27 protein-coding genes are annotated in these 25732 nt (G+C 62.7%); 8 read left to right on the top strand and 19 right to left on the bottom strand.

Annotated elements, in window-relative coordinates:
* Positions 1-65 precede the first annotated feature (65 nt).
* The 6 genes from ACK6C6_RS08600 to ACK6C6_RS08575 form a co-directional block, all read right to left on the bottom strand.
* Positions 66-1238: a glycosyltransferase family 4 protein gene (locus tag ACK6C6_RS08600; RefSeq protein WP_409266913.1), complete on the bottom strand. Its 1173-nt coding sequence runs from the start codon at positions 1236-1238 to the stop codon at positions 66-68.
* 26 nt (positions 1239-1264) lie between these two features.
* Positions 1265-2587, bottom strand: a complete 1323-nt coding sequence (locus ACK6C6_RS08595) for a lipid II flippase MurJ (protein WP_409266912.1) — start codon at positions 2585-2587, stop codon at positions 1265-1267.
* A gap of 31 nt (positions 2588-2618) precedes the next feature.
* Complete coding sequence (locus ACK6C6_RS08590) at positions 2619-3749, bottom strand: SDR family oxidoreductase (protein WP_409267314.1); 1131 nt, start codon at positions 3747-3749, stop codon at positions 2619-2621.
* Between the two features lie 44 nt (positions 3750-3793).
* Entirely contained in the window at positions 3794-5002 is a 1209-nt protein-coding gene (locus ACK6C6_RS08585) for an MraY family glycosyltransferase (RefSeq protein WP_409266911.1), read from the bottom strand.
* A gap of 374 nt (positions 5003-5376) precedes the next feature.
* Entirely contained in the window at positions 5377-6822 is a 1446-nt protein-coding gene (locus ACK6C6_RS08580) for a GNVR domain-containing protein (RefSeq protein ID WP_409266910.1), read from the bottom strand.
* A gap of 54 nt (positions 6823-6876) precedes the next feature.
* The gene (locus ACK6C6_RS08575; RefSeq protein WP_409266909.1) at positions 6877-7860 is read right to left on the bottom strand and encodes a LysR family transcriptional regulator; all 984 of its coding nucleotides are present in this window, start codon (positions 7858-7860) and stop codon (positions 6877-6879) included.
* 445 nt (positions 7861-8305) lie between these two features.
* Between ACK6C6_RS08575 and ACK6C6_RS08570 the strand changes: the two genes are divergently transcribed.
* Positions 8306-8944 carry a response regulator gene (locus tag ACK6C6_RS08570; RefSeq protein ID WP_409266908.1) on the top strand — a complete coding sequence of 213 codons (639 nt, stop codon included), beginning with the start codon at positions 8306-8308 and terminating at the stop codon, positions 8942-8944.
* Here ACK6C6_RS08570 and ACK6C6_RS08565 read toward each other — a convergent pair.
* The 4 genes from ACK6C6_RS08565 to ACK6C6_RS08550 all read right to left on the bottom strand — a co-directional run bounded on the left by ACK6C6_RS08565 (position 8919) and on the right by ACK6C6_RS08550 (position 12809).
* Entirely contained in the window at positions 8919-9647 is a 729-nt protein-coding gene (locus ACK6C6_RS08565; protein WP_409266906.1) for a LuxR C-terminal-related transcriptional regulator, read from the bottom strand. The genes ACK6C6_RS08570 and ACK6C6_RS08565 overlap by 26 nt on opposite strands.
* Before the next feature lie 342 nt (positions 9648-9989).
* Complete coding sequence (gene hutH / locus ACK6C6_RS08560) at positions 9990-11552, bottom strand: histidine ammonia-lyase (RefSeq protein WP_409266904.1); 1563 nt, start codon at positions 11550-11552, stop codon at positions 9990-9992.
* Positions 11549-11974 carry a thioesterase family protein gene (locus ACK6C6_RS08555; RefSeq protein ID WP_209586295.1) on the bottom strand — a complete coding sequence of 142 codons (426 nt, stop codon included), beginning with the start codon at positions 11972-11974 and terminating at the stop codon, positions 11549-11551. The genes hutH and ACK6C6_RS08555 overlap by 4 nt, the downstream gene beginning before the upstream one ends.
* Before the next feature lie 25 nt (positions 11975-11999).
* Complete coding sequence (locus ACK6C6_RS08550; protein WP_307189282.1) at positions 12000-12809, bottom strand: SDR family oxidoreductase; 810 nt, start codon at positions 12807-12809, stop codon at positions 12000-12002.
* A gap of 132 nt (positions 12810-12941) precedes the next feature.
* On the opposite strand from ACK6C6_RS08550, the gene ACK6C6_RS08545 reads away from it, so the two are divergent.
* The 5 genes from ACK6C6_RS08545 to ACK6C6_RS08525 all read left to right on the top strand — a co-directional run bounded on the left by ACK6C6_RS08545 (position 12942) and on the right by ACK6C6_RS08525 (position 16915).
* Positions 12942-14618: an electron-transfer flavoprotein:ubiquinone oxidoreductase gene (locus ACK6C6_RS08545; RefSeq protein WP_209586294.1), complete on the top strand. Its 1677-nt coding sequence runs from the start codon at positions 12942-12944 to the stop codon at positions 14616-14618.
* Between the two features lie 5 nt (positions 14619-14623).
* Complete coding sequence (locus ACK6C6_RS08540) at positions 14624-15577, top strand: alpha/beta hydrolase fold domain-containing protein (RefSeq protein ID WP_409266902.1); 954 nt, start codon at positions 14624-14626, stop codon at positions 15575-15577.
* Between the two features lie 65 nt (positions 15578-15642).
* On the top strand, positions 15643-15819 hold the full coding sequence (locus ACK6C6_RS08535) for a hypothetical protein (RefSeq protein ID WP_409266901.1): 177 nt from the start codon (positions 15643-15645) through the stop codon (positions 15817-15819).
* Between the two features lie 127 nt (positions 15820-15946).
* Positions 15947-16369, top strand: a complete 423-nt coding sequence (locus tag ACK6C6_RS08530) for a hypothetical protein (RefSeq protein WP_209586291.1) — start codon at positions 15947-15949, stop codon at positions 16367-16369.
* 207 nt (positions 16370-16576) lie between these two features.
* Positions 16577-16915 (top strand): hypothetical protein, encoded by a 339-nt coding sequence (locus tag ACK6C6_RS08525; RefSeq protein WP_409266899.1) that lies wholly within the window; start codon positions 16577-16579, stop codon positions 16913-16915.
* 32 nt (positions 16916-16947) lie between these two features.
* Here the strand turns inward: ACK6C6_RS08525 and ACK6C6_RS08520 are convergent, their stop codons facing one another.
* The 8 genes from ACK6C6_RS08520 to ACK6C6_RS08485 form a co-directional block, all read right to left on the bottom strand.
* Entirely contained in the window at positions 16948-17610 is a 663-nt protein-coding gene (locus tag ACK6C6_RS08520; RefSeq protein ID WP_209586289.1) for an amino acid ABC transporter permease, read from the bottom strand.
* A gap of 10 nt (positions 17611-17620) precedes the next feature.
* On the bottom strand, positions 17621-18430 hold the full coding sequence (locus ACK6C6_RS08515; RefSeq protein ID WP_409266898.1) for a transporter substrate-binding domain-containing protein: 810 nt from the start codon (positions 18428-18430) through the stop codon (positions 17621-17623).
* 73 nt (positions 18431-18503) lie between these two features.
* Positions 18504-18908, bottom strand: coding sequence for a hypothetical protein (locus tag ACK6C6_RS08510; protein ID WP_409266897.1), 405 nt, complete (start codon positions 18906-18908; stop codon positions 18504-18506).
* Positions 18909-18940: 32 nt separating this feature from the next.
* Positions 18941-19609: a class I SAM-dependent methyltransferase gene (locus ACK6C6_RS08505; RefSeq protein ID WP_409266895.1), complete on the bottom strand. Its 669-nt coding sequence runs from the start codon at positions 19607-19609 to the stop codon at positions 18941-18943.
* A 60-nt stretch (positions 19610-19669) separates the two neighbouring features.
* Complete coding sequence (locus ACK6C6_RS08500; protein WP_409266894.1) at positions 19670-20131, bottom strand: metallophosphoesterase family protein; 462 nt, start codon at positions 20129-20131, stop codon at positions 19670-19672.
* Between the two features lie 5 nt (positions 20132-20136).
* The gene (locus tag ACK6C6_RS08495) at positions 20137-20421 is read right to left on the bottom strand and encodes a DUF378 domain-containing protein (RefSeq protein ID WP_229445833.1); all 285 of its coding nucleotides are present in this window, start codon (positions 20419-20421) and stop codon (positions 20137-20139) included.
* A 133-nt stretch (positions 20422-20554) separates the two neighbouring features.
* Positions 20555-21190 carry a DUF882 domain-containing protein gene (locus ACK6C6_RS08490; protein ID WP_209586284.1) on the bottom strand — a complete coding sequence of 212 codons (636 nt, stop codon included), beginning with the start codon at positions 21188-21190 and terminating at the stop codon, positions 20555-20557.
* An 88-nt stretch (positions 21191-21278) separates the two neighbouring features.
* Positions 21279-21815 carry a GNAT family N-acetyltransferase gene (locus tag ACK6C6_RS08485; protein WP_409266892.1) on the bottom strand — a complete coding sequence of 179 codons (537 nt, stop codon included), beginning with the start codon at positions 21813-21815 and terminating at the stop codon, positions 21279-21281.
* A gap of 239 nt (positions 21816-22054) precedes the next feature.
* On the opposite strand from ACK6C6_RS08485, the gene ACK6C6_RS08480 reads away from it, so the two are divergent.
* A complete protein-coding gene (locus ACK6C6_RS08480; RefSeq protein ID WP_409266890.1) occupies positions 22055-23062 on the top strand; it encodes a sulfate ABC transporter substrate-binding protein in 1008 nt (335 codons plus the stop codon).
* Positions 23063-23394: 332 nt separating this feature from the next.
* Entirely contained in the window at positions 23395-24363 is a 969-nt protein-coding gene (locus ACK6C6_RS08475; protein ID WP_409266888.1) for a serine hydrolase, read from the top strand.
* Between the two features lie 67 nt (positions 24364-24430).
* Here the strand turns inward: ACK6C6_RS08475 and ACK6C6_RS08470 are convergent, their stop codons facing one another.
* Positions 24431-25546: an RDD family protein gene (locus tag ACK6C6_RS08470; RefSeq protein WP_409266887.1), complete on the bottom strand. Its 1116-nt coding sequence runs from the start codon at positions 25544-25546 to the stop codon at positions 24431-24433.
* Positions 25547-25732 lie beyond the last annotated feature (186 nt).

The following is a 25732-nucleotide window of genomic DNA, read 5'->3' as shown; positions in this document are numbered from 1 at the left end:
TTCATCCGATGGGCCGCGCTGGAGTTCCCAGGAATAGTACGCGGCAGGAACCCGAGTCGGGACACTCATGCCTTGCCCCTTTCTTGCAACTGCCTGGTATCGGCGCCCGGAGGCGCCATGCGGGCGCCGGCCACTTCCCGGAACAGCGACTCCCACATGCCGACGATGCGTTCCAGCGAAAAGCGCTCCCGCGCCTCGCGGGCATGCGCCGCGAATTCGCCTCGCAGCGCTGCGTCACCCATCAGGCGATCCAGGGCGCGCGCCAGCGCATCCGCATTCTCCACGGGCACCAGGAGCCCGTCCAGGCCATGGCGGATGATGTCGCGCGGACCGGTGTCGCAGTCGAAGCTCACGGCAGGAAGCCCGTGTGCCAGCGCTTCGGCCAGCGAATTCGGGAACCCTTCAGAATGGGAGCTCATGACATACAGTTGCGCCCGTGCATACCATTCGGCCACGTTGCCCGCAATACCGGGCAGATGGATTCGAGCGGCGGCAGGGCCAGCCGCTATTGCCGCTTCCAGGGCCGGGCGCTGCGGTCCTTCTCCCAGGATGACCAAGTCCCAGTCCGGGTGGCGATCGGCCAGTTGCGCGAACACGCCAATCAGCACGTGATAATTCTTCACGGCATCGAGCCGGCCGACCGCCAGCAAGACCTTGCGTTCCGGCAGGCAGACGGCGGCAGGTGCGAGCCGCGGCAGTTGCTGGGGAAGAGGCCAGGCGACGGCATTCGGTATGACGGGCACACGCACTGCGTTCGAATGGGCCTGGATCCACCTTGCACACTCCTGCGTCAGTGCGACCACGGCGTCCAGGCGGCCATACATCCGCCGGCGCAGCGCAGCCCAGAAGCGGCTTAGTGGGAAGTGTGGCGGATAGCAGCGCTCCGACCCGACTACCGCCAGGCCGTCGATGCCGCGGCTGGCGAGTGCGAGCAGTACGTTAGGCGTACTCATCATTGCCACGGCGACCGCGGGTCGATCGGCGAGCAGTACACGGCGCAAGGCCGCGATGCGGCGCACGTTCTGGCGCAGCGCGTCGACGATCCCGGCGCTGGGGCCGGACAGGCCGAGGGCGAGACGCCTTACCCCGGGGTCGAGAACATAGAAGTCCTGGTCCGCCGCCGCCAGTGTCACGACGGTCACTTGCCAGTGGCGCTGGTTCCAGTAATTGGCCAGGGTTACAGCCACCCGTTCGGCGCCGCCGCCTTCCAGGCTGTTGGTAAATAAAATAATCTTCATGTGCGACCTCTGGAATCGACGCAGCCTCACCGCGGCCGCGCCAGGGCTAGCCTGAAAAACAGGGCATTGAGCGCATACGTGAATGTGGTTGCCAATGCAATACCGTTCAGCCCGAGGTGGGGCACCAGCAGTACGTTGCCGAGAACTTTTCCGGCGCACCCGATCAAGCCGGACCAGAACACCAGCCGGTAGCACCCCTGGCTCAGTGCATAGCTGACCAGCACCATGGTGCAAAAGTAGAAAGGCAGTTGAGGCAGGCTGAAACGCAAGACCTCGGCCACCTGCCTGGTGTCGTCGGCGCTGAACTGGCCGCGCTCGAACAGCAAGCCGACTCCCGCCGGGGCCAGCGCATGGCAAGCCAGCATGGCCGCCACCCCCGCCAGGAACATCACGCGCATCCAGGCGAACGCCACGCTTTGCAGCCGGGACCCTCCGCCGCTATCAGGGCTGGAAAATACCGGCAGCGTGGCGCGCGACACGGCAATCGCCGCCAGCGCCAGCACGAGAGACAGGACACGGTTCGCAAATCCCAGCGTCGCCACCGCCCCGGTTCCGAGCGAAACCGCATAGAACTGGTCGATGACCGTTGTAAGGCTCATGAATGCCTGGCCCAGAAGCATGATGCCGAAGCCTTCCCAGAACAAGGGCCATTGCGTCGACGACAAGGAAAACCGTGGCGCCGAGATTGCACGGCCAGCCGGGGCCAGCAGGACGCCGAGGTGCGCGCCGAGGCCTGCCAACGTGCCCCATATCAAAGGCTTGATGCCTCCGCCGGGCCAGGCCAGCACGGCGGCGCCAATCAATAGCGGCGGAATGCAGTCGTACAGGGTGTTCAGGTGACGTCCCGCGGACAACATCCATGCGGACTGCAGTGCAATCACGACACCCAGAGGGAGCATGAGACTCATTGCCGGTAGCGACTCCAGCACGAGCCGCGCGATGGCGTCGGGCAGCCCACCAAGGCCGAGCAGCAACATGCTCCTGATGCCGCTCCAGGCGAGCAGCGCCAGCGCCAGCCCGGCGATCAAGGCCACGCCCGACAGTTCGGCGCGAAAGCGCGGCAATTCCTCCGCATGGGACTGGCGCATGCGGACAGCGAGCGGCACCAGCACCGCCGTCAGCACACTCGCCCAGACGCCGAGCGGCCAGGACAGCAGGTTGTAGAGGAACTGATAGGCATCCACCTCGGCCGATAATCCATAGCGGTAAGCCACTGCCATCTCTTTCGCGGCGCTCATCAGCTTGCCGAGCAGTGCGAAGATGGCGACCGTAAGCATGCCGCGCAGAATCGCGACATGACGCGGATCGGCCATGCGCATCCGTGTCCCGAGCGTGCTCAACAAGTTCATCCGCTTCTCCTTGTCCGGATGACGATGCTGCCTAGCGCGCCGCCAGACGCTCGCTGGCGCTTCCCGTCGGGCTGGCGACGGCATGCAGGATCTCGCATAATGGCTCGGGCGCCGGTACGGACACGGGCAGCCCGGCTCTCGATTTGTTCAGCTCGCGCTTCAGGTACCAGGGCACGGTAGCCTCCAGGCCTGCGAAGATGCGGTACTCGGGGACGTAGCCCAGCTCGCGCGCTGCCTTGCCGATATCGGCTTGCGAATGACGGATGTCACCCTTGCGCAAGCCGCCATGCGTAGGATGCGTGGTCACGTCGACCCCGTATGCGCGCAGGATCGCCTTGATGTAGGCGTACAGCTGGTTCAGGCTGGTCGAGTCGTTGACCGCGACGTTGTACACCGCGCTGATGCCGGGTTGCTGTATCAGCGTCGCCAAGATATTCGCCTGGACCGCGTTCGCGATATAGCAAAAGTCGCGGCTGGTATTGCCGTCTCCGTTGATGACGACTTCACGCCCGGAGATCATCGACTCTATCCATTTCGGAATCACGGCAGCATAGGCGCCGTCCGGATCCTGGCGCTTGCCGAATACGTTGAAGTAACGCAGGCCTGCCGTGCCGAAGCCGTAGCAGCGTGCAAACGCTTCCGCATACAGCTCGTTGACGTACTTGGTCACGGCATAAGGCGACAGTGGCTTGCCGATGCAGTCCTCCACCTTCGGCAAGCCTGGATGGTTGCCGTAGGCCGCGCTTGACGCCGCGTAGACAAAGGACTTGACCCGCGCATCGCGCGCCGCAACCAGCATGTTGAGGAAGCCGGATACGTTGGTGTCATTGCTGGCCGCAGGGTCGTCGATCGAACGTGGGACCGAACCCAGCGCAGCCTGGTGCAGTACAAAGTCGACGCCTGCCACTGCTCGCCGGCAAGCCTCGGCATCGCGGATATCGCCTTCGAAGAAGCGGAAATGCTGCCATTGCGTCGGCGTCAGCTGGGCTCGTACATCGTCCAGGTTATGCCGGTGTCCTGTCGAAAAATTGTCGAGCCCGACAACCTTCTGATCGAGCTTGAGCAGGAACTCGAGCAGGTTGGAGCCGATGAAGCCCGCGCAGCCGGTCACCAACCAGGTCCTCGGATTGTCGCGCAGTTCGCCTTGCAATCTATTAAACATTTTCATGAATGGCTCTCTATATTAATAATGGCGGCTAATGAATTTCAGGCGGCGACGAGCCGTCGTTGGGGACGCAGGCCAAGGATGACGGCCGGATGCGCGCAGTGCCCCCAATGCCCGCGCACCAGGCGCATGTAAGTGGCGATGTAGGCAAGTACCTGCACTGCAACCAGCACGACGGCGCCGGCGACCGTGCCGCCGAACAGCAATGCACATAGCGTTGCAAGGGCCAGCCAGCTCGTCACGAAGCAAGCGACACCGGCATTGCACATCCAGGGATAGCGCCTGGTGCTGAGTCGGTGGCGCGCCACCCGGCGGTAGAACAGGGAGTGCAGGTGCAGCCGGTCGGGTGCGCCGGCGAGGCTGTCGCGCAGGATCTTCCGGCGATAGATACTGAACAGCACCTCGATCACCGGATAGGCATACATCGCCAGCACCTGCCATGCATTGATGCCGGGATTGCGTACGATCGCGAGCACAGCGATCTCGGCCACCCAGAATCCGAGGAAGTAGGCACCGCCATCGCCCATGAACAGGCGTCCGCCGGGGTAATTTAGCAGCAGGAATCCAATGCTTGCGCCAATGCCCGCCAGCGCCAGCTGCACCAGGGTGATGTCTCCCTCCCTCCAGCCGAGACAGGCCATTCCGGACAGAAGGACCACGACGGTCAATCCTGCCACCCCGTTGAAGCCGTCGATGATGTTGATGGCATTGCTGACCCCTGCCACGGCAAACACCGTCAACGCTATGGATACGGGTAGCAGTTCGAGCAGCCCGTCGATGCCCCAGATATCGAGCCGCGGCAGTCGTGCATCCAGCATCCAGGCGGCCAGCAAGGCACTGGCGACGATGGAACAGAAACGTGTCACTACGGACACTCTTTTAGTGAGGTCTTCGATGATTCCTGCCACGAAAGCCGGCATGGCGGCCAGCCACAATGCAATCAGGGCGACGTGTCCTCCCTCTGCACGCACCCGGGCCTCCGGATCGAAGGCGGCAAACAGGGGCACGGCAATCACCCCGACCACCAAGGCAATCCCCCCGGTCCGCGGCACGCTGCGCGTATGTACCTTTTGTATTCCCTTGAGATCCAGGTCGAACGAATAACTGCCGTGCCAGCGTTCGGTCGCGATATTCAGCACACAAACGGCGAAACTCACCAACAATGCTATCAGCAGGATTTCACTGTATTTCGCATCCAGCGTGACGGAAACCGATTCCAAATAGTGGATGACAGGTTCAGCTGCAATCATGATTTTCTCCGCCCATCCATTCTTATTGCAATTTCTAGCAAGGATCGCGCTACCAGCGTGACTCGCTTCAGTCCGCAATGTTGAATCGATCAATCCATCCGAGATCACTCATGTCTTACTCTAACAAAGTCCTTCCGAGACATAGATGGCAAAAATCGATGGATTCGAATGCTTAACAACGCGCTGGATGTATTTTTCCGATGGATTCTTTTCGTTAATCCCATGCGCGCCAATGCATATAATCATTTGAAAATCTGGAGCCCCAAAAAAAAACCCCGGGCGCGCCGGGGTTTTGACAATCATTTCGTAAACAAACAATGTAATCGCTATTCTCATGCCAGAATGGATAAGGATAAGCCTCTGAAAAAAAGGGCTTATACCAATCGGAACTGCCCGTCATAGCGTGGAAACGGTGGTCTCCTGCGTGTGCTGACAAGGGCATTCCTCAGAATCGCTGCAACCAGTCCGGCGGCCAGCCCCAGGACGCATGCCAGCGCGATCCGCGCTCGTACACCCAGACCGACCGGTTGGTAAGGAATCTCGGCACGATCCACAAGGCGTACGTCGGTCCTGCCCGGCAAGGCCAGGGCATCGAGCTTTTGACGGACGCCCAACAAGCTCGCATTGAGTTCGGCAGTAATCTGCTTGTCCCGCGTGAGGCTCGCCATTTGCTGCTCGACCGATGCCAGCGTCCGCCGCTTTGCCTGAACCCGATTCAGTTCCCGTTGAATATTCCGAATCCGTTCTTCGGCCACGAGCATTGCCGGATGTGCGGGCAAATAGCGGCTCGATAACTCCGACTTGCTGTTTTCCGCATCGGCAAGCTTATCCTGCAGTGCCACCGACTGCTGCGAAAGGATCTGTAATTCCTCGCCGGGATCGGATGTGCCGTGCATGCCGTTCAAGCGCGCGAACCGGGCGTCGAGGTTTTGCAGCCTGGCTTTCGATTCTTCCAGTTGCCGGTTATAAAAGGCCAGCACATCGCCTGTTTCACCGGATTTTTCACTGGCATGCTGGCGCAGGTATTCACTGCCGATCGCATTGAGAATGCCGCTGATTTGCTCGGGATCGGAGCCTTTCAAAGACAAGCCGATGACATTGGATTGCTTGCCGTTCTCCGAAATCACCAGGGAGCGTTGCAAGCGGTCGATGACTTGAAACCGTGGCGTACGGCTGACGATAAATTGCGCTCCCGGCTGGGCATGCAAATCGGTGACCAGGATGCCGATATCGCCATACGGCGTAGTGGCCCTCGAAAATTGCCCTACTTTTCCGGAAAATGCAATTCCAGAATCAGCTTCGGCAAGCTGAAAGCTGCCCTGGCCAGCGGCACGCAAGGTAAACGGCTTTCCAAGCAAGGCATCGGGGACCTCGAACCTGGCCACGGTGGCTTGCTCGCCGCCCCATGCGTAACCTCCGCGGCCGAACAGTCCGGGCTTCGACAACTCTGCTTTTCCACGCGAAAGAAATGCGCCAAGCAGCGGAAAGCGTTTCGGCTCTGCACTGATTTCAAGTCCCAGTGCGTCGACGACGCCCGCGAGGATCGAGCGCGACCTGAGAATTTCGACTTCGGTCGATGCAGGTACTTCGACCTGAAGGTCCGCGCCGACGGGCATACTGCGTTTGATCTGGATGAGCATGTTTGCCTGGTAAATCGGGCGCGTACTCAGCGCGTGCAGCGTGCCGAGCAGTGCTATCGCCACCGCAATTCCAAGTATCAGGCGCCAGTGAGTCAGAATGCCTTCCTGACGGACATTGGGCCCCGAATGCGCGCGATGTTCCGGGACTTTCTGGACGAGCTGCTGCAGATATGCGTTCATGATGCTTCACCTTGACGTTGAAACTTTCCGATGCCTTGTCCTCTCGCCCTGCCGCTAAAACACCCGCGCCCCCAGCCTGCGCAAGCTTGCGGCAAAACCTTCGACCAATGGATTTGTGGCAACTTCCTTTCCATGTACCAGATACAGCCTGACGATCCGGCTTGTTTCCCCCTGGAGCGGAAGGATCTGTAACAAGCCGGACTCCAGGCAGCCTTGCAGCCGGTACTTCGGTAACCAGGCGTAGGACAGCCCCTGACTCAAGGTCGTGACCGCACGGTCGAGGCTGTGCACCCTCCATGAGCGCAAGGAAGGCTGCACCTGCCTGCGCTCGTCCGCAGCGTAGTCGCTCCCCGCTACGCTTACCTGACAATAGTCCTTCAGGTCATCGGGTACCAGATCACGCTTCAGTGCGAACAAGGGATTGTCGCGGTGGGCGACAGCCACGTACTCAATACCGATCAGCTCCCTGCTGGTGAAGCCAGGGACGACGGTGGCGCTAATGGCGAGGTCGACAGCGTTCTCGCGCAGCGCACGGCCAACATGGTCGGCAGTCGCCTCCTGTATGCTCAAGCGCAGTCCGTGTGTCGACGGCTCCTGTTCACGCAGGGCGCGCATCAGTAAATCGGGAGGGAAGTCCGGGTCGACTGCAATGCGAAGCTCAGTTCCCAAGCCCTGCCGCAAGTGCTCGGCCAACTCTTCCAACTCCATGGCGCAACGAACAAGTTCACGCGAGCGGGCCAGCAACACCTTGCCGTCCTCGGTCAGCTGTGCCTTGCGTCCTCTTAGCGCCAACAGCGGTAAGCCGATCTGCTCCTGCAACTTGGCCAGAGCGTGACTGATCGACGACTGGCTGACGTGCAAACGTTCGGCGGCACCGACAAAGCCCCCGGCATCGACGACAGCATGAAACATACGCCATTGCTTCAGACTGATCCGAATGTTTCTGGCTTTCGGTGGCGTACTTGTGCCAGTCAACATCGCCTGGTATGCCCTGTCCCATCCGTTAAACGGTGCCGACAATGGATCGTTCAAATTCATTTTTCGATCCCATCAATCAAGAAGGTTCAATTGAGAGATTACATGTTCAATCCCATGCTCGATCCGAGCAACGGAACTTCCAATGCAATTTATTGCAAGCAATTCTCTCTAATAATCTTGTCTAAAAGCAGAAAACTTGATTTTATTGATCTGTCTGCTTCTGACGTTTGCGAAATATCAAACCTATGGGCGGGAAAATTTTACAACAACATAACCAAAGACAACTTGAGATCAGTCAACTTTCTTAACGACATTTAACGTTATTGCCTTCCGAAAAAGATCACGCGCTCAAAGCGCATCGGAACATCTTCATTTGGTGCAGAACGATCTCATTTTTGCAACGCGGCGGTTTCTTTAGTCGCAAAGTGCGAGTAACATTCAGTCCAGCAGTATTTACATGCATGAACTGTGAACAACTAGTTTTCTTAAAGCAATGATAAAAGTAATGATCAGCGATCCCGATCTATTCGCTCGGGAAGGTATCAAGGAAATGCTTGCAAAGCACCAAGATTTGCATGTTGTATATGAGTCGGCGGATTTATCGGAAACGGTACGTGGACTCAAGGACGTCCGGCCAGACGTGTGCATTCTTGAACTGTCTATTGCTCGACACTCTGGTTTAGGGCTTGTCCGTGCGTTGAAGAATCAAGGAAACAGCATCCCGCTGCTCGTCATGAGCCACTGTCACGAGCGGGATTTTGCATTGCGTGCAATCAGGGCTGGAGCTTCGGGCTATCTGCCCAAGGATTGCTCTGCCGAGCAACTTGTGTACGCGCTCAGGACTGCGGCTGACCGACGCCCATACGTCAGCGATACAGTCTGCGAAATGATCGTCGAGAGCCTTGTCGACATTCGTCCGAAGCGGCAACACGACAAGTTATCCGACACCGATTTCGACATTTTTTGCCTGATGGCCGAAGGCCTCAGCGCTGCTCGCATCGCCAGCATCTGCACGCTGAGCGTTGCTGTCGTTCGCGCCCGCAGAACGCGTATCATGGAGCGCATGGCACTGCACAGCGAGGCCGAGTTAGTGGAATACGCAATAAAGCGCAAGCTGATCAGTCACTCCTATCCAGTGCTCTGAGGGACTGCGGATCCTTGTCGATCCGTCGATCCGCGAGCCCGTTGAACAAGCCGTTGGCAACTGCATACTGAATGAGTTGCGAATGGGAACGAATGCCCATTTTTTCCATCAGTCGGGATTTGTGCGTGCTGACGGTCTTGATACTGATGCCGAGTCGAGTCGCGATTTCCGACACTTTGTCACCCACTGCCAAACGCTCGAAGATCTCGAATTCGCGTTGGGTAAGGGATCGGTGCGTGAAGTCTTTGCTAACCTCGCCCAGGTCTGCCGCCACCAAACGGCCGACTTCTTCATGCATATAGAGGCGTCCCGATGACACAGCCCTGATAGCTGCGGGCAGTTGATTTGCTGCACAGCCGGCATCCAGCAGGCCACGCACGCCCCCACGCAACATATTGAGTACCTGGTGCAGACTTGGCGAACGGGCAATGATAATCAGCTTGAGCGATGGATTCGCCTTTCGAAGACGCTCCAGACAATCTGTTCCACCCATATTGGTCGGATGCGCGATGACAACCAGTACATCGGCCATGAGCAGGTTTTCGTTGGACAAGATTTCTGAAGCGTGACTGACCTCCGCCATCACTCGTATGTCGTATTGCGGATGCAGGATGCGTTTCATACCTTCCCGCAACACCGTTAGACTGCTGGCTAACACGACATGGATAGTAAAGCTATCTTTCCGGCTATCATCTGTACGCATGTAAGCCCTCCACCCGTTTTCTGACCAGCAATTCGTGAACATCCATGGGCTTCCAGGTATTGCGTTACGGGGACAATTCAGGCAAAGCCTTGCTCCATTTTAATACATTGCCACCAAAGGTAATGCCTTATTCCCGATATTCGCAAATGCCTTACCACAAGAACTTTTGCGAAATCTCAAAGTTATCTTCATCAACTGCAAGTTTAAGGAAAAAAAACTTCAAATTTTTGATTCTCCTCAAACTAAAATCTTTAAATCCGAAACTTTTTTAAACATATTAATGCAGAAAGTTCCGACAACTGTAGTTTTTACGAACAGGACATTACAATTGTGCTCATCCGGCTAAGCGAGCTCGTCAGATAGCCCATCACTTTCCTCCGGCCACTCCTGCATCCTCAGCTTTCGAAGCACTCGCTGTAGATCGAGATCGAGTCGGCGGTCGTCGACGATGGGTGTAACATCTTGCGCGAGGGCGACAAGGAATGCGCTCAGCCGGGACGGGACAGGAACAGAGCAGCCGAGGCGCATACGGAGCCACATACCCTGTCGCACCGCGATCAGCAGCGCCGCCGCCACCTGCTCGGTCAGCTCCAGCACCCGCAGGCAATCGCGTGCCGCAATCGTCCCCATGCTGACCTTGTCCTGGTTGTGGCATTCGGTCGAGCGCGAGAACACCGAGGCCGGCATGGTCAGCTTGAGCGCCTCCGCCGTCCACGCCGATACGCTGATCTGCAGCGCCTTCAGCCCGTGCGAAATCGCCGCGCGCTCTCCCTGCATGCCCGACAGGTTGGCCGGCAGGCCCGCGTTGTAGCGGGTATCGACCAGCAGCGCCAGCTGGCGGTCCATCAAGTCCGCCAGGTTGGCCACCGCATTCTTCATGCCGTCCATGGCGAACGCGATGTGGCCGCCGTAGAAATGCCCGCCGTGCAGCACACGTTCGCCCTCAGGGTCGATGATGGGATTGTCGTTGGCGCTGTTCAGCTCGTTCTCGATCGTAGCGCGGAAAAAGGGCAGCGCATCGGCAAGCACGCCGATGACATGCGGCGCGCAACGGATCGAGTAGCGGTCCTGCAGGCGCTTGCCGTTGCGCTCTCCCTGTCCGGTGTAGCCAAGATCCGCGCGCAGCCAGCTTGCTACCTGCTGCATGCCCGCATGCGGCTTGACCGAGAACAGTGTCTCGTCGAAGTGGTGGGCGTTCCCGTCCAGCACGAACGAGGCCATCGCCGTGATGCGCGTCGCCAGCCGGGCCAAGTAGGCGGCGCGGTCCCAGGCCAGGCAGGCCAGACCCGTCATGACGGCGGTGCCGTTCATGAGCGCCAGGCCTTCCTTCGGGCGCAGGCGCAGCGGCACAATGCCGGCCGCGCGCAGGGCCTCCCCGGCCGGCAGCTGCACGCCGTCGCGCAGCACTTCGCGCTCGCCGCACAGCACCGCCGCCAGGTAGGACAGCGGCGTCAGGTCGCCGCTGGCGCCAACCGATCCCTCGCTCGGGATCAGGGGCACAAGGCCGGCGTCGAACAAGCGCACGATCTGCTCCAGCAGCCCGATACTCACGCCTGAATAACCCTTGCACAGCGAAGCCAGCCGCGCTGCCATGACGGCGCGGGTCTGCCCGGCATCGAGATACGCGCCCAGGCCGCAGCCGTGATACGTGTAGAGCTGGCGCGGCAGCTCGGGGACCAGGTGCAGCGGCACCGCAACCGTGCATGAGTCGCCGTAGCCGGTGGTCACGCCATAGATGACGCCCTCCTCGCGCAGCAGACGGTCGAGGAAGTCTGCGCCGCGCGCGATCCTGGCGCGAAAAGCCGGATCGCCGGACAGCACCGGTTGCGCCAAGCCATGCGCGATGGCGACGATGTCCTCGATCGCCAGCCGCCCTTCGTCGAAGCGAACGGTAGCGGCGCTCATGCGCCAGGCAGCAGCGCCCGCAGGCGTTCCGGCAGCGGCCGGGACTTCTCGGCCTTGAAGTCGATCCACACGAGCTTGGCGCCGCCTTCGGCATGCAGCGCGCCGGCCTGTCCATCCGAACCGACCAGCCGGATCTCGTGCGTGACCTCGATGCTCGAGCGGCCCGGCGGGCCGACATAGGTCCTGACTTCGATCTCGCCCGGATAGGTCAGCTGCTTGAGGAAGCTGCAGTGGGCGTTGACGATGACCGGGCCCTCGGTCGATGCGGCGGGGTCGGCCAGCGCGCCGGCCTGCTCCAGCCACGCGATGCGGGCCGATTCGATGTAGCGGAAATAAACGGTGTTATTGACGTGACCCATCGCATCCATGTCGCCCCAACGGATGGGGATCCTCATGGAATGTACGAACTGCTTGTTGCTCATTGCTTCCTTTATTGCTCGTTCTTGATTACTGCGCCGTCATGCCGTCGTCGGCCGTGATGACGGCGCCATTGATGAAATGGGCCTCGTCCGCCGCCAGCAGCAGCAGGAGCCCGTCGAGGTCTTCCGGCCTGCCGGTGCGCTTGCGGGGCAGCATGTCGATCAGCTTGCGGCCCTGTTCGGTGTCGAAATAGTCCTCGTTCATTTCGGTCGAGATGTAGCCGGGGCAGATGGCATTGACGTTGATGCCGTAGCGGCCCCACTCCACCGCCATCGCCTTGGTCATCTGCACCACGCCGGCCTTGCTCATGCAGTACACGCCGATCTGCGGCAGCACGCGCAGGCCCGCCACCGAGGCGATGTTGACGATGCGGTGCTGCTTGCGCGGGTCGCCCTTGGCGCGCTGGATCATGCGCTTGGCGGTCTGCTGCGCGACAAAAAAAGCGCCGCGCAGGTTGGTGTCCATGATGTAGTTGTAGTCTTCTTCGGTGACGTCCAGCAGGCGCTGGGTGCTCGACACGCCCGAATTGTTGACCAGGATGTCGATCGGACCGGCTTCGGTCTCGGCGTGCGCGATGGCCGACTTGATGCTGGCCAGGTCGGTCACGTCCAGGCGCACCACGTGGGCGGCGCCGCCGTCGGCCTCGATCTCGGCGCGCAGCTCCTTGAGCCGCTCGACCCGGCGCGAGGCCAGCACCACCTGCGCGCCGGCCCCGGCCAGCGCCTTGGCGAAGCGCGCGCCCAGGCCGCTCGAGGCGCCGGTGACCATGGCGATTTTTCCTTCGTAATTGACTTCGATGCCCACACGGCTCCCCTTCTTTGTCCATTGCGAAGCCATCATGATTACACAAATCATCAGTATTAGATTGCCGCATCTAATAATGTCCGTAAAATGGCGCCCAACGTTGCAATCGACAGTAAAAAAGTGCACACTCGTGCTTAAATTTTTCCTTCTTATTAAAATAATCATATGACTGAGCCAACCAACATCCTTGAACAATACGGACCGCGCGAAGCCATGGAGTACGACGTGGTCATCGTCGGCGGCGGTCCCGCGGGCCTGTCGGCGGCGATCCGCCTCAAGCAGCTGGCGGCAGAAAAGGGACAAGAGGTCTCGGTCTGCGTGCTCGAGAAAGGCGGCGAGCTGGGTGCGCACATCCTGTCCGGCGCGGTCATGGACCCGATTGCCCTGAACGAGCTGATCCCGGACTGGAAGGAAAAAGGCGCGCCGCTGAACACCGCGGTGACCGAGGACCAGGTGCTGTTCCTCACCGAGACCAAAGCGATCAAGACGCCGAACTTCATGGTCCCGAAGATGCTGACCAACCACGGCAACTACGTGATCTCGCTGGCCAATGTGACGCGCTGGCTGGGACAACAGGCGGAAGCGCTGGGCGTCGAGATCTTCCCCGGCTTCCCGGCCGCCGAAGTGCTGTACAACGAGGACGGCTCGGTCAAGGGTGTCGCCACCGGCAACATGGGTGTCAAGCGCGACGGCGAGCCGGGCGCGGACTTCCAGCTCGGCATGGAACTGCATGCCAAGTACACGCTGTTCGCGGAAGGCTCGCGCGGCCACCTGGGCAAGCAGCTGATGGCCAAGTATGACCTGAACAAGGGCAAGGACCCGCAGACCTACGGCATCGGCATCAAGGAGCTGTGGGAGATCGATCCGAGCAAGCACAAGCCGGGCCTGGTGATCCACACCGCCGGCTGGCCGCTCGACAACGACACCTACGGCGGCTCCTTCCTGTACCACCTGGAAAACAACCAGGTGGCGGTCGGCTTCGTGGTGGGCCTGGCCTACCAGAACCCCTACCTGTCGCCCTACGAGGAATTCCAGCGTTATAAGACGCACCCGTCGATCCGCCACTTCTTCGAAGGCGGCAAGCGCATCTCCTACGGCGCGCGCGCCATCACCGCGGGCGGCCTGCAATCGCTGCCGAAGACGGTGTTCCCGGGCGGCGCGCTGATCGGCTGCGACGCCGGCTTCCTGAACACCAGCCGCATCAAGGGCAGCCACGCCGCGATCAAGACCGGCATGCTGGCCGCGGAAAGCGCCTTCGCCGCGCTGGGCGAAGGCCGCCAGCACGACGAGCTGGCCTCCTATCCGGCAGCGTTCGAGAAGAGCTGGCTGCACGAGGAACTGCACGTCGCGCGCAACTTCAAGCCGTGGATGAGCAAGGGCCTGTACATCGGCACCATCATGACCGGCATCGACCAGATGGTCTTCCGCGGCAAGGCGCCGTGGACGCTGCACCACCAGCACGCCGACCATGAATGCCTGAAGCCTGCCTCGCAATTCAAGCCGATCGCGTATCCGAAACCGGACGGCAAGCTGACCTTCGATCGCCTGTCCTCGGTGTTCATCTCGAACACCAACCACGCCGAAGACCAGCCGATCCACCTGACGCTGAAGAACGCGGCCATCCCGGTGGACGTCAACCTGGCCAAGTATGCGGGCCCGGAACAGCGCTACTGCCCGGCCGGCGTGTACGAGTTCGTCAAGAACGACGATGGCAAGGACCGCCTGCAGATCAACGCCCAGAACTGCGTGCACTGCAAGACCTGCGACATCAAGGACCCGACGCAGAACATCGTCTGGGTGACGCCGGAAGGCGGCGGCGGCCCGAACTACCCGAACATGTGACCGGGATGCGGACCACGACATCGCGGCTGCGCGCCGCCGCCCTGGCCTGCGCGCTGGCCCTGCCCCTGGCCGCGCAAGCGGCCGACGAAGGCGTGAAGAGTGCCGCCCTGCTCGACCATGGCTGGTGGATCGACGCCGACATCACCTACCTGACGGCCAGCGGCCAGGACCTCAAGCTCGACGTCTATCTTCCGGCGAAGAAGAGCGACAAGCCGCTGCCCGTGGTGATGTACTTCCACGGCGGCGGCTGGGTGGCCGGCCGGCGCGAGGGCGCGGCGCTGTCCGCCATGCCCTACATGGAGATGGGTTTCGCCTTCGTGAACGTCAGCTACCGGCTGGCGAAGGTGGCGCCCGCCCCTGCCGCGGTCGAAGACACGCTGTGCGCGCTGCAGTGGATCGGGCGCAATGCGAAGAAGTACAACTTCGACCTGTCCAGGGTGGTGACCACGGGCGACTCGGCGGGCGGCCACCTGGCCCTCGCCACGGCCATGATCCCGTCCGATTCGCCGCTCACCCGCCAGTGCGCGGCCAACGAGCCCAGCTGGAGCGGACCGTACCAGAACGTGGCGCCGAAGGTGGCGGCGGTGATCAACTGGTATGGCATCACCGACGTCGCCGACATGCTGCAAGGCCCGAATGTGCGTTCCTACGCGGTGGCCTGGTTCGGCAGCATGCCCGAGTCCGAGCGCCAGGCGCTGGCGCGCGCGGTGTCGCCGCTGAGTCATGTGCGCGCGGGCGGACCGGCCGTGCTCACCATCCATGGCGACGCCGATCCGCTGGTGCCCTATGCGCATGGCCTGCGGCTGAAGGCGGCGCTCGACAAGGCGGGCGTGCGCAACGTCCTGCATACCATCAAGGGCGGCGGCCACGGCGGTTTCACGGCCGAGCAACACGTCGGCGCCTACAGTGCGGCGCACGGGTTCCTGCGCGAGCTCGGCATCGCACCCGCACAGCCCTGAGCGCCCTCTCCCCGGCATTCGGCCTAAGATGTGGCTTCCACCACATCTGACGCAAGGAGGCCACCATGCCTGAAAACAAGGATACCGGGGACAGGAGCCTGAGCGACATCCAGCTCGACGACTTCGACGTGAACCGCCAGCGCGAACGGCTGGAACGCAGCCGCCCAGATAACCTGCAATCGGACCGGCAAAAGGGTTCGCAACAGTCCGGCGAGGGAACAAAGCAGCAGGAAAAACGCTAGCCAAGCCCCTCTCATTTACTGATGACTTTGTACGGGCCGTCCTACGACGGCTCGTGCCCCATTCCGATTGTCTGCTTCCGCCGGGGAGCTATCATGGCCCCATCGACACTCAAACAAGGAGACTGGTATGGGTGAAAACAAAGGACATGGCGTCAAAGGGCCGCGCCACGACGATGACGTGGACGACCTCAGCATGAATACCGCAAGCGGCAAACCCGCCCAGGGCGGCCAGCAACAGTCCGGCAACATGCAATCGGGACAGCAGCAAGGCAGTATGCAATCCGGGCAGCAGCAGGGCAGTCGGCAGTCGGGCCAGCAGGGCGGCAGCCAGCAATCGGGACAGCAGCAACAAGGTAGTAAGCAATCGGGGCAGCAACAAGGGAGCCGCCAGTCGGGCCAGGGAGGGAGCCAGCAAAGCGGAGGGCAACACGCCTCCGGCGGCACGCCGGCACTCGATGACCTGGGTTCGCGTCAGGGTGAATCCGCCAAGGATGCATCGCAGGCCTGGAGCCAGGACAACAGCATCGACAAGCAACGCGGCAATCGTTAACCCCGGGCGCCGCTGAGCGCTCTTTACCTCGCAGTACGACGCGCACCGACAAGCCAGGCTTGCCGGTGCGCTTTACATTATGCCGTGCTGTTTCTTCAAGGCGAGAGCGTGCGAAGGGTCCTACGCCCCTTCCTCTCATACTCCGATTGCCGATGTCAGCAGGAGGATTAAGATGGTGTCTCGACAATCTTCGATAAGGAGACGAGCATGAACAAGCAGCCAAACCAGAAACAGTCGCAACCGGACAATTCGCAGAACGATCCGAGCAAGGACCTGGTGTCCGCAGCCGGCCAGGGCCAGCGCGAGGGCAACCAGCAATCCGGCGGGAAGCAATCGGGCAGCCAGCAGTCCGGCCAGCAGCAGATGGGCCAACAGGGCGGCCAGCAGCAAGGCCAGCAACAGGGCAATCAGCAGCAAGGTGGTGGCCAGCACGCTTCCGGCGGGACCCCGGCTCTGGATGACCTGGGCGGCCAGCGTCAGGGCGAAAGCGCCCAGCAAGCCGCCGACGCCTTCCAGCAGCAGGACCAGCAGCGCGGCAAGCGCTGATCGTCCACGCGCCCGCGTGCCGTCCCCTGGGGTCAGCGCGCGGCGTGCGCGCGGTTCAGGCGCCGTTCCGCGCGGCGCTGGATCGCTTCGAAGAACAGGCTCAAGGCCCAGTAGATGCAGGCCGCCGCGAGATACAGCGGCAGTGGCTGGAAAGTCACCGCGATCACTTCCTTGGTCGCGAGCATCAGTTCGGTCATGGTGATCACCGACACCAGCGAGGTGTCCTTGATCAGGCTGATGAGCGTGTTGCTCATCGAGGGCACCGCGATGCGCAGCGCCTGCGGCATGACGATGTGGTGCAGGGTCTGCCAATAGCCCAGGCCCAGGCTGAAGCTCGCGCGCCACTGCCCTTCGCTGACGGCGCGGATCGCACCGCGCAGGCTTTCCGACAGGTAGGCGCCCGCGTTCAGCGACAGCGCCAGCACCCCCGCCGTCACCGGCGTGAATTCGATGCCGACGCTCGGCAAGCCATAGTAGATGACGAAGATCTGCACCAGCAGCGGCGTGCCGCGCATGAGGCTCACGTACAGGCTGGCCGGCAGGCGCACGGCGGCCCAGGGAGCGATGCGCATCAGCGCCACCGGCAAGCCGATCGCCAGCCCGCCGATCATCGAGGCCACCGCGAACAGCAGGGTGTAGCCGGCGCCCGTCAACAGGGTCGGCGCCGCTTCGCGCAGCAGCGCGATCAGATCCACGCGACCGCCATTATTGGGCCGGGCGGCTGGCGTCGGTGCCGAACCACTTGAGCGACATCGCCTTCAGGGTGCCGTCGGCGGCCGCGTCCGCGAGGATCTTGTCGACCGCCGCCTTGAACTGCGGATTGCCCTTGCGGAAAGGGATGCCCATGCGCTCGGGCGCGCCGACCCGTGCGCCGGCCTTGATCGGCAGCTGTGAATGCTGCAGCAGGTAGGCCACCATCAGGCTGTCGTTGAGCGCCGCATCGATGCGCCCGAACGCCAGGTCCTGCAGGTTCTCGGGCGCGGCGGGATAGCTCTTCACCTCGATGCCCGGCACCGCCTTGGCCTGCTGCTCGAACACGCTGCCCTGCCCCACGCCGACCTTCTTGCCTTTCAGGTCGTTCAGGCTGGTGTAGCTGGCGCGGTCGTTCTTGCGCACGATGAGCTGCGGGAAGGAATAGGTATAGGGGCGCGAGAAATCAAAGGCCTGCTCGCGCTTGGCCGTGATGCCGACCTGGCTGACGATCACATCGTACTTGCCGGCAGCCAGGCCGGCGAGGATCGCGGCCCACTCGGTGGTGACGAATTCGGGTTTGACGCCCAGCTTGCCCGCGACCAGGCGCGCGACGTCGACGTCGTAGCCGGCCAGCTTCCCGGTCTTCGGGTCCTTGAAGTTGAAGGGCGGGTAGGTACCTTCCATCGCGATGCGCAGGGTGCCGCGCGCCTTCGCGTCCGTGAGCAGGTCGGCCGCCTGTACCGGCGCCAGGGCCGACAAGGAGGCGGCCAGCGCCAGGCCAAGTAGGGCACGGCGTGCCACGGTGGTCGAATGCTTGCCCATCAAATCCTCTCCATGCCTAGTCGAGCTGACTTTATAACCGAAAGCCGTGCCGGCGGGAAGCGCCGCGGGCCGCTCAGTATCTGCGACCGCGCGCTCCGAAGGGGTGGCCGACCACCAGGGTGGTGCTCAGCACCAGTGTGGACAGGCCGAGGATCAGCTGCACCAGCCTGTCGTCCGGGAGCACCCAGACCTGCCCGCGCGGCGGCTCGGCGCCGGTGGCCGCGACGATCAGGGGTGCGATCCAGTCGGCTTCCGGCTCGACGTCGAGGATCACCGCATCGCCGGTCGTCTGCATATACACGTTGCCGCCCTCGGCCAGGGTGAAGCAGATGCCGACGCCGGTCTCGGTCGGCTTGACCAGCTCCTGCAGGGCGCGGTTATGCTCGTCGATCCAGAGCTCGACGTCCTGCGGGGTTTCCAATGCGGTCCAGGGACGGGGGCGGAAGCGCGGCTGCGGGGTATCGGGTGGCAGGTTCATGTGATGCGGGCAAGAGCGGAACGAGCCGTATTTTACGCCAGCCGGCCGACGAGGATCAGCGACACCGGCTTGGCCGTTTCCGGATGGAGCGGTTCGCGCATCTCGACCACGCGCAGGCCGTGTTCCTCGAACAGCGCGAGCCAGCTCGAGACCGTACGGAAATACCAGGGCGCCGGATCGGTGAAGGCGCTGCTGAAACCGGCCCAGCTGCCGTCGCGCCAGCCGTCGGCATAGGGGGCGTCGCCGCAGGCCATCAGCGGGTGCACGGTCTGCACGATCAGCAGCCCGCCGGGCCGCAGGTAGGTCGGTGCGGCGCGCAGCAGCCCGCGCACGGCCTCGTCGCCGATCAGCGAAAAGTTACAGACCGCCACGTCGGCCGCCAGCTGCAATGCGCCGGCGGCGATCTCTTCGTAGCTCAGCTGGCGGAACTCGCCGCCGCCGGCCTTCCTCGCCTGCTCGACCAGGCCGGCGCTCGCGTCGACGCCCAGCATTGCTACCTCGGGCAAGGCCCTCACCAGCCAGCCTTCGCCGCAGCCGAGGTCGACGCCGGCCGCCGGCGCATACGCGCGCACGGTGTCGACGATCGCGGCGTTGGTGACCAGCACGCGCGACGCGATCTCGCCTCCCCGCACGGCGGCGGTCCAGGGATCGGTGTTGCGCGACCATGAATCGATGATGGATGCGTCGGTATGGGTAGTCATGCGGTCTCCTCGGTTGGCCGCATTATCGCCTACCGAAGAAAATACGGCATGCAAGGATGTTCATTTGACGTCGAGGGTCGCCAGGCGAACCTTGACATCCTCGCCATCGACCAGCAGCTCGCCGACCGAGATCGGCAGCGTGAAGCGCCGCCGCCCCGCACTGCCCGGGTTTACGTACAGCACGCCGCCCCGTTTGCTGCACAGCGGCTTGTGCGAGTGGCCCGACACCACCACGCGCATGCCCTCGCCAGCCGGATCGAGCGGCAATTCCTTGAGATCGTGGATCACGTAGATGGCGACCTGCCCCAGCCGCAGGATGGCGGTCTCGGGAATCTCGCGCGCCCAGGCGCCGCGGTCGTTATTGCCGCGCACGACAGTCAGCGGCGCGATCGCCGCCAGCGGCGGAAGGATCTCGGGACCGGTGATGTCCCCGGCATGGATGATGTGGTCGCTGCCCCGGAGGAAGGCGAGCGCCTCCGGGCGCAGCAAGCCGTGCGTGTCGGAAATGAGCCCGACGCGCATGCCGCTCAGGTCGAGCGCTTGCTGCCGGCCATCTTGGCCGTGGTGTAGATCGCGTACAGCGCCGCCAGGCCCACCACCACGTAGACGATACGGGTTGCCGGGCTGCCCGGGCCGAAGATGGTGGCGACCATGTCGACGTCGAACAGGCCGACCATCGCCCAGTTCAGGCCGCCGATGATCAGGAGCGCCATTGCCAGGTAGTCGAGTGCCGACATGGCGGAACGCCCATGCGCATGCAGGGAAGTGCGCCGTTCGCCCATCGTCCTGCGGTCCATGGTGGGAGTATTCATCGTTGCCATCATTGCCTCCTTGGAAAAGCAATACCGATAAACCAGGGCGGCCGCCCTGGCCGTGACAACTCATACTAGCCGAAGTTCGATGCCGAGGACGCACCGGTCGGCGCGCGTCAAGCGCGGCCGGGGGTCAGCCCTTCCAGGTTCGATTCAGTCCGGTATCGGCGTGGATCCAGCCGCCCTTCGGGCCGGCACGGTAGTAGTAGCCGACACCGCCCTGGCGGAAGCTGCGGATCAGGCCGCCGAGCACTTCCTCGCTCAGGCTGGCGATGCGGATGTCCGCCGCCTTGCCCACCATGTGCAGGGACTTGCGCGCGGCCGGGACGCCCTCCTCCACCAGGCGCTTGTTGGATGCCTCGGTGCGGTAGCCGGACAGGATCTCGAGCGGCTGGGTCATGCCGTAGCGCGCGATGAAGGCCTGGGTGCCCCACAGGATCTCGAACAGCTTGGGATCGATCGGCGCCGACGCGCGCCCGTTCACGTCGCGCAGGATGTGGCACAGTTCCTGGTAGGCGGAATCGATGATCTCGCCATCCTTCCAGTACAGCACCTTGGCGCGCTCGCCGCTTTGCGGGCGCACCAGCGACAGGGTACGCGGCTTGATCCAGAAATCGATGTCCAGCAGCTGGGCATCGAACAGGTCGGGCGGGGGTTCCAGGTCGGTCGTCTGGGCCGCGGCCGCGGCCGGGAACAGCAATGGAGAACCGAGGGTGCCCAACGCACAGAGCCGGGCACTTTGTTGCAGGAAATCTCTACGTGAAGCCATAACAAGCGAACTCAGCCAAATGAGGCGCTTACTATATCGCAAGCTTCTCCTGCACAAAAGAAGAGTTTGTCAAGTTTGTTGCGCGGACTTAATCATTGCAGTTGCAGAAACGCTTGCGGGCGGCAGCGCCCGGCCCTGTCTCGCACACGGCATCGAGCGGTTTCCACAGCAGGTCGCATTCGAGACCCCAGCAGGACTTGTCCTTGCCGGCGTTGACATAGCCCTGGCGCTCGAAGAAGGCGCTCGCGCTCGCCGGGCTGTGCAGGTGCAGTTTCTTGATGCTCCAGGCGCGCGCCTGCTCCTCGGCGGCAGCGATGAGTGCGCGGCCGATGCCGCTGCGGAGCGCCTGCGGCGACACATAGCACAGCGCCAGCTTGCCGGCCTGGGTCAGCAGGCACAGGCCCAGCAGCTCCCCGTCGCGCTCGGCGACCAGGGCGTGGTTGCTGGGGTTGGCAAACCAGGTGGCGACGTTGGCTCCGGTCTTGTTGCCGAGCCAGGCTTCCAGCACGGCCGGCCGGTCCTGGTGGTCGGCCTTGCAGCCGACCTCGATCGAGCGGCGCAGCAGGGCGCAGGCGGGGGAAGCATCACCGGGTACCGCCTTGCGAATGTCAAAACGCGTGGACATCAAACATCACTATGCATAAAAAACGATCAGACCGCGCTTGTGGCGCAATGGCTGGGCACGACTATACACCGAAAGCCCCCGACCTTGCTGTGCTCACCCATATCCGCAGCGACGCCGCGCAAGCCCGGACGCTGCCCTGCTCTGCAGTACTAAGCATATGACAAAACTATTGTTCCGTATTTTGAGCAATGTGCGGATGATGCACATTGTCACCACAAGATTCTGAAAAGCGAGAACATATGACCCTGACCTCCCCGCTCCGCCGTTTCCTCCTGGCCCTGTCGCTGGGCGCCGCGCTGCCGCTGTCGGCCAGCGCGGCCACGACCGAGCTGCTGAACGTTTCCTACGACGTGGCACGCGAGCTGTACAAGGACATCAACCCGGCCTTCATCGCGGCCTACAAGCAACAGACCGGCCAGACCGTCAGCATCAAGCAATCGCACGGCGGCTCGAGCAAGCAGGCGCGCGCCGTTGCCGACGGCCTGGAAGCCTCGGTGGTCACCATGAATCAGGCCAACGACATCGACATGCTGGCCGATCGCGGCCTGGTGGCCAAGGACTGGGCCAAGAAATTCCCGAACAATGCGGCGCCCTACTACTCGACCATGGTGTACCTGGTCCGCAAGGGCAACCCGAAGAAGATCCGCAACTGGGACGACCTGGCGCGCCCGGGCGTGCAGGTGATCATCCCGAATCCGAAGACCGCCGGCAACGGCCGCTATACCTACCTGGCGGCCTGGGGCTCGGTGCTGAAAAAGGGCGGCAACGAAGCGCAGGCGCGCGACCTGGTGGCCCGCATCTTCAAGAACGTGCCGATCCTTGATGCCGGCGGACGCGCCGCGACCACCACCTTCACCCAGCGCCAGATCGGCGACGTCCTGGTGACCTTCGAGAATGAAGTGAGCATGGTGCGCAAGGAATTCGGCGACAACTTCGAGGTGGTCTACCCGAGCAGCTCGATCCTGGCAGAATCGCCGGTGGCCGTGGTCGACAAGGTGGTCGACCGCCGCAACCAGCGCAAGGAAGCGACGGCCTACCTGAACTTCCTGTACTCGCCGGCCGGCCAGGAAATCGGCGCCAAGCACTTCCTGCGCGTGCGTTCCGATGCGGTGATGAAGAAATATGCCGCCAACTACAAGCCAATCCAGCTGTTCACGGTGGATGAGCTGTTCGGCGGCTGGCGCAAGGCCCAGGACGTCCACTTCAACGATGGCGGCGAGTTCGACAAGATCTACCAGTCGAAGTAAGCCATCCGCGACCAGGCCGGCTTGATCGGCCCGAGACGAAGCCCTGCCCTTGTGCAGGGCTTCGTCGTTACGGCGTCCGGTCCATGCCTGCACCCTGCCCAGCCGGAATATCTACCTAATCTGGCAATTGTCATGGACGCTGTGTTAAGTGGAGGGTTAAACTGCAACTAAATTCCGGTTCACAAGGCCGTTTTTGCTTGTGTGCCATAGACATGCATCATGCTTGATGCTATCTTCCAACTTCTGTAGTTGCCCTACAGCTAGATTGTTGAGTAGTCGCTCACCCACTGCCGCGTTTTCCCGCTCAACACAACCTATTCCTGCACCCGACAATGTTCAAAAAATTGTTTGCCACCGCATTGTTGTCGTTTTCGGCTGCGGCTTTCGCCGTGCCCTTCGGCTCGCAATCGGTGCTCGTGGTAGAAGATGACACCGGCAAGATTTTGCTGGAAAAGAATGCGGACCGCGTCGCGCCGATCGCGTCGCTCACCAAGCTGATGACCGCCATGGTCGTGCTCGATGCCAGGCAAGACCTGGACGAGCTGATCGAGATCGACCGCAGCGACGTCGACACCTTCAAGCACAGCAGCTCGCGGGTGCCGGTCGGCGCCCTGATCTCGCGCCGCGACGTGCTGCAGCTGGCCCTGATGTCCTCGGACAACCGCGCGGCCCATGCGCTGGCGCGCACCTATCCGGGCGGCCTGGCCGGGTTCAAGGTCGCGGTACGCCAGAAGATCGCCGCGCTGGGCATGACCCAGACCGTGATCGAGGAGCCGACCGGCCTGTCGCCGCACAACCGCTCGACCGCGGGCGACCTGGTGAAGATGGCGACGGCGTCGGCCAGGTATCCAGAGATCACGCGCATGTCGACCGAGTCGAAGGACCTGATCAACATCAACGGCCGCGAGGTCGAATACCGCAATACCAACCGCCTGGTCGGCGCCAAGGGTTGGGACATCGGCCTGTCGAAGACCGGCTACATCCAGGAAGCCGGCCGCTGCCTGATCATGAACATCAAGGCCGGCGGCAAGAACGCCACCCTGGTGCTGCTCAATGCCGGCGCCTCGTCGGCGCGCATCCTGGACGCACTGAACATCCGCCGTTTCATTAGCGGCGATGAGCCGGTGAGCATGGCCAAGGCCTCGAGCCGTGCGCCGCGCTACAAGGCTGCGTCGAGCCGCGCCCGCATCAAGGCCAGTGCCGGCGGCCCGCGCATCAAGGCGACGGCCGGCAAGGCCAAGGTCAAGGCAGTCAAGAAGCGCAGCAAGGCGAAGGTGGTGCCGAAGCGCCGCAAGAAGTAAGCGCATCGCTGCACCATGCAGACACAAAGGGGCCCACGAGGCCCCTTTTCTTGTTTCAGCGAGGATCTCAGTGGCTGCGCTGGGCCAGTTCGGGCCGGGGTGGCGGCGTGACCGTGTCCCACAAGGCGCCGCTCAGCTCCTGCACCAGGTCGTCGGTATAGGCGGCCGGCGGGGACTGCATCGCCACCACCCGCCAGGCCTTGCCGTCGACTTCGACGATGCGCAGCTGCACCCGCTCCGGCCCCTTCTTGTGCAGCCCCCTGCCGACCCAGGAATGGCGACCGCGGAATTCGGCGAAGTAGCTGTCCGCCAGTTCGAAGCGGTCGGCCAGCCGGTCGGCCAGCGCCTGGGCGTCCTGGCGCAGGGCCCGGCCGCCGCTTTCCTCGTGCGCGAACAGGACGGCGGCGTGGCCGCTTTGCTGGGTGAACAGGTGCTGCACGCTGCCGTCCGGCCCGGGGCGCACCTCGAGTTTCCATTGCGGCCCGATGCGCGCCATGCGTCCGGTGACCGGGTTGGTCCAGGCGACCGGCGGCGCTTCCAGCATGGCGCTGCTCTCGCGGCTGTCCTGGCGGTCGACGCCGTCGAGGATCAGGATGGCGCAGAACAGGCTGACGAAGGCGGTGCCGAACACGCCCTTCGCCAGCCAGCCGGTACTGCTCGCGCTGACCAGGAAATCGTCCTTGTCGTAGCTGGCCTGCACACCCTTGCGCAAGCGCAGGCCCTGGCGCGCCATGGTCACCAGGCTGATGAGCGGCAGGCCGAGCGCGAGGCCGTCGCACCAGATCTTCAGGTTACGCCGGACCAGTTCGCGGAAAGCCGGCACGTGCCCATCGGTCGTGATGAGGCGCAGTCCCAGCAGCGCCTTGCCCGGCGTGTTCCCGAGCAGCGCCTGCAGGGCCGCGTCGAGCACCAGGCCGCCGGGGATGCAGGCCAGGCCGAACAGTTTCCAGCCGAACGGGGTTTCGAGCCAGCGCAGGAAAGCCGGGGACACCTGGCCCAGGGCATAGCCCAGCACCAGGGCCACCAGCGCAGTCTCCCACCAGACGTCGAAGCTGCGGGCAAACCAGCGCGGCCAGGGCCCGGCCAGCGGGAAGGCCGGCAGGTCGTCGCAGGCGCTAGGGGGGCGCGCCACCGTGCCGGGTGCGGCACAGAACAATACCGTCTGCTGGTCGAGTGGCTGCATGGGTGCGCCAGGCGCTGTGACGCCTTGTGGTCAGGGAAAACTTCGTTAAAGGAAAAATTACACGAAAAATGCTGCCCGGTCTTTGTTCTTGTACGTGAGTAAGACCACGCAATAACGGTTGAGTTCGACGAAATGGGCCGGGTCGCGCACCATGCTTGGCCTTCGTCAAACCCGTAGTCGCGCCGT

Source organism: Massilia sp. BHUDP2 (genome assembly GCF_046236355.1).
Classification (GTDB): Bacteria; Pseudomonadota; Gammaproteobacteria; order Burkholderiales; family Burkholderiaceae_D; genus Telluria; species Telluria varians.
Note: the sequence above shows the minus strand (reverse complement) of the source record. Positions and strands in the feature narration are given on the sequence as shown.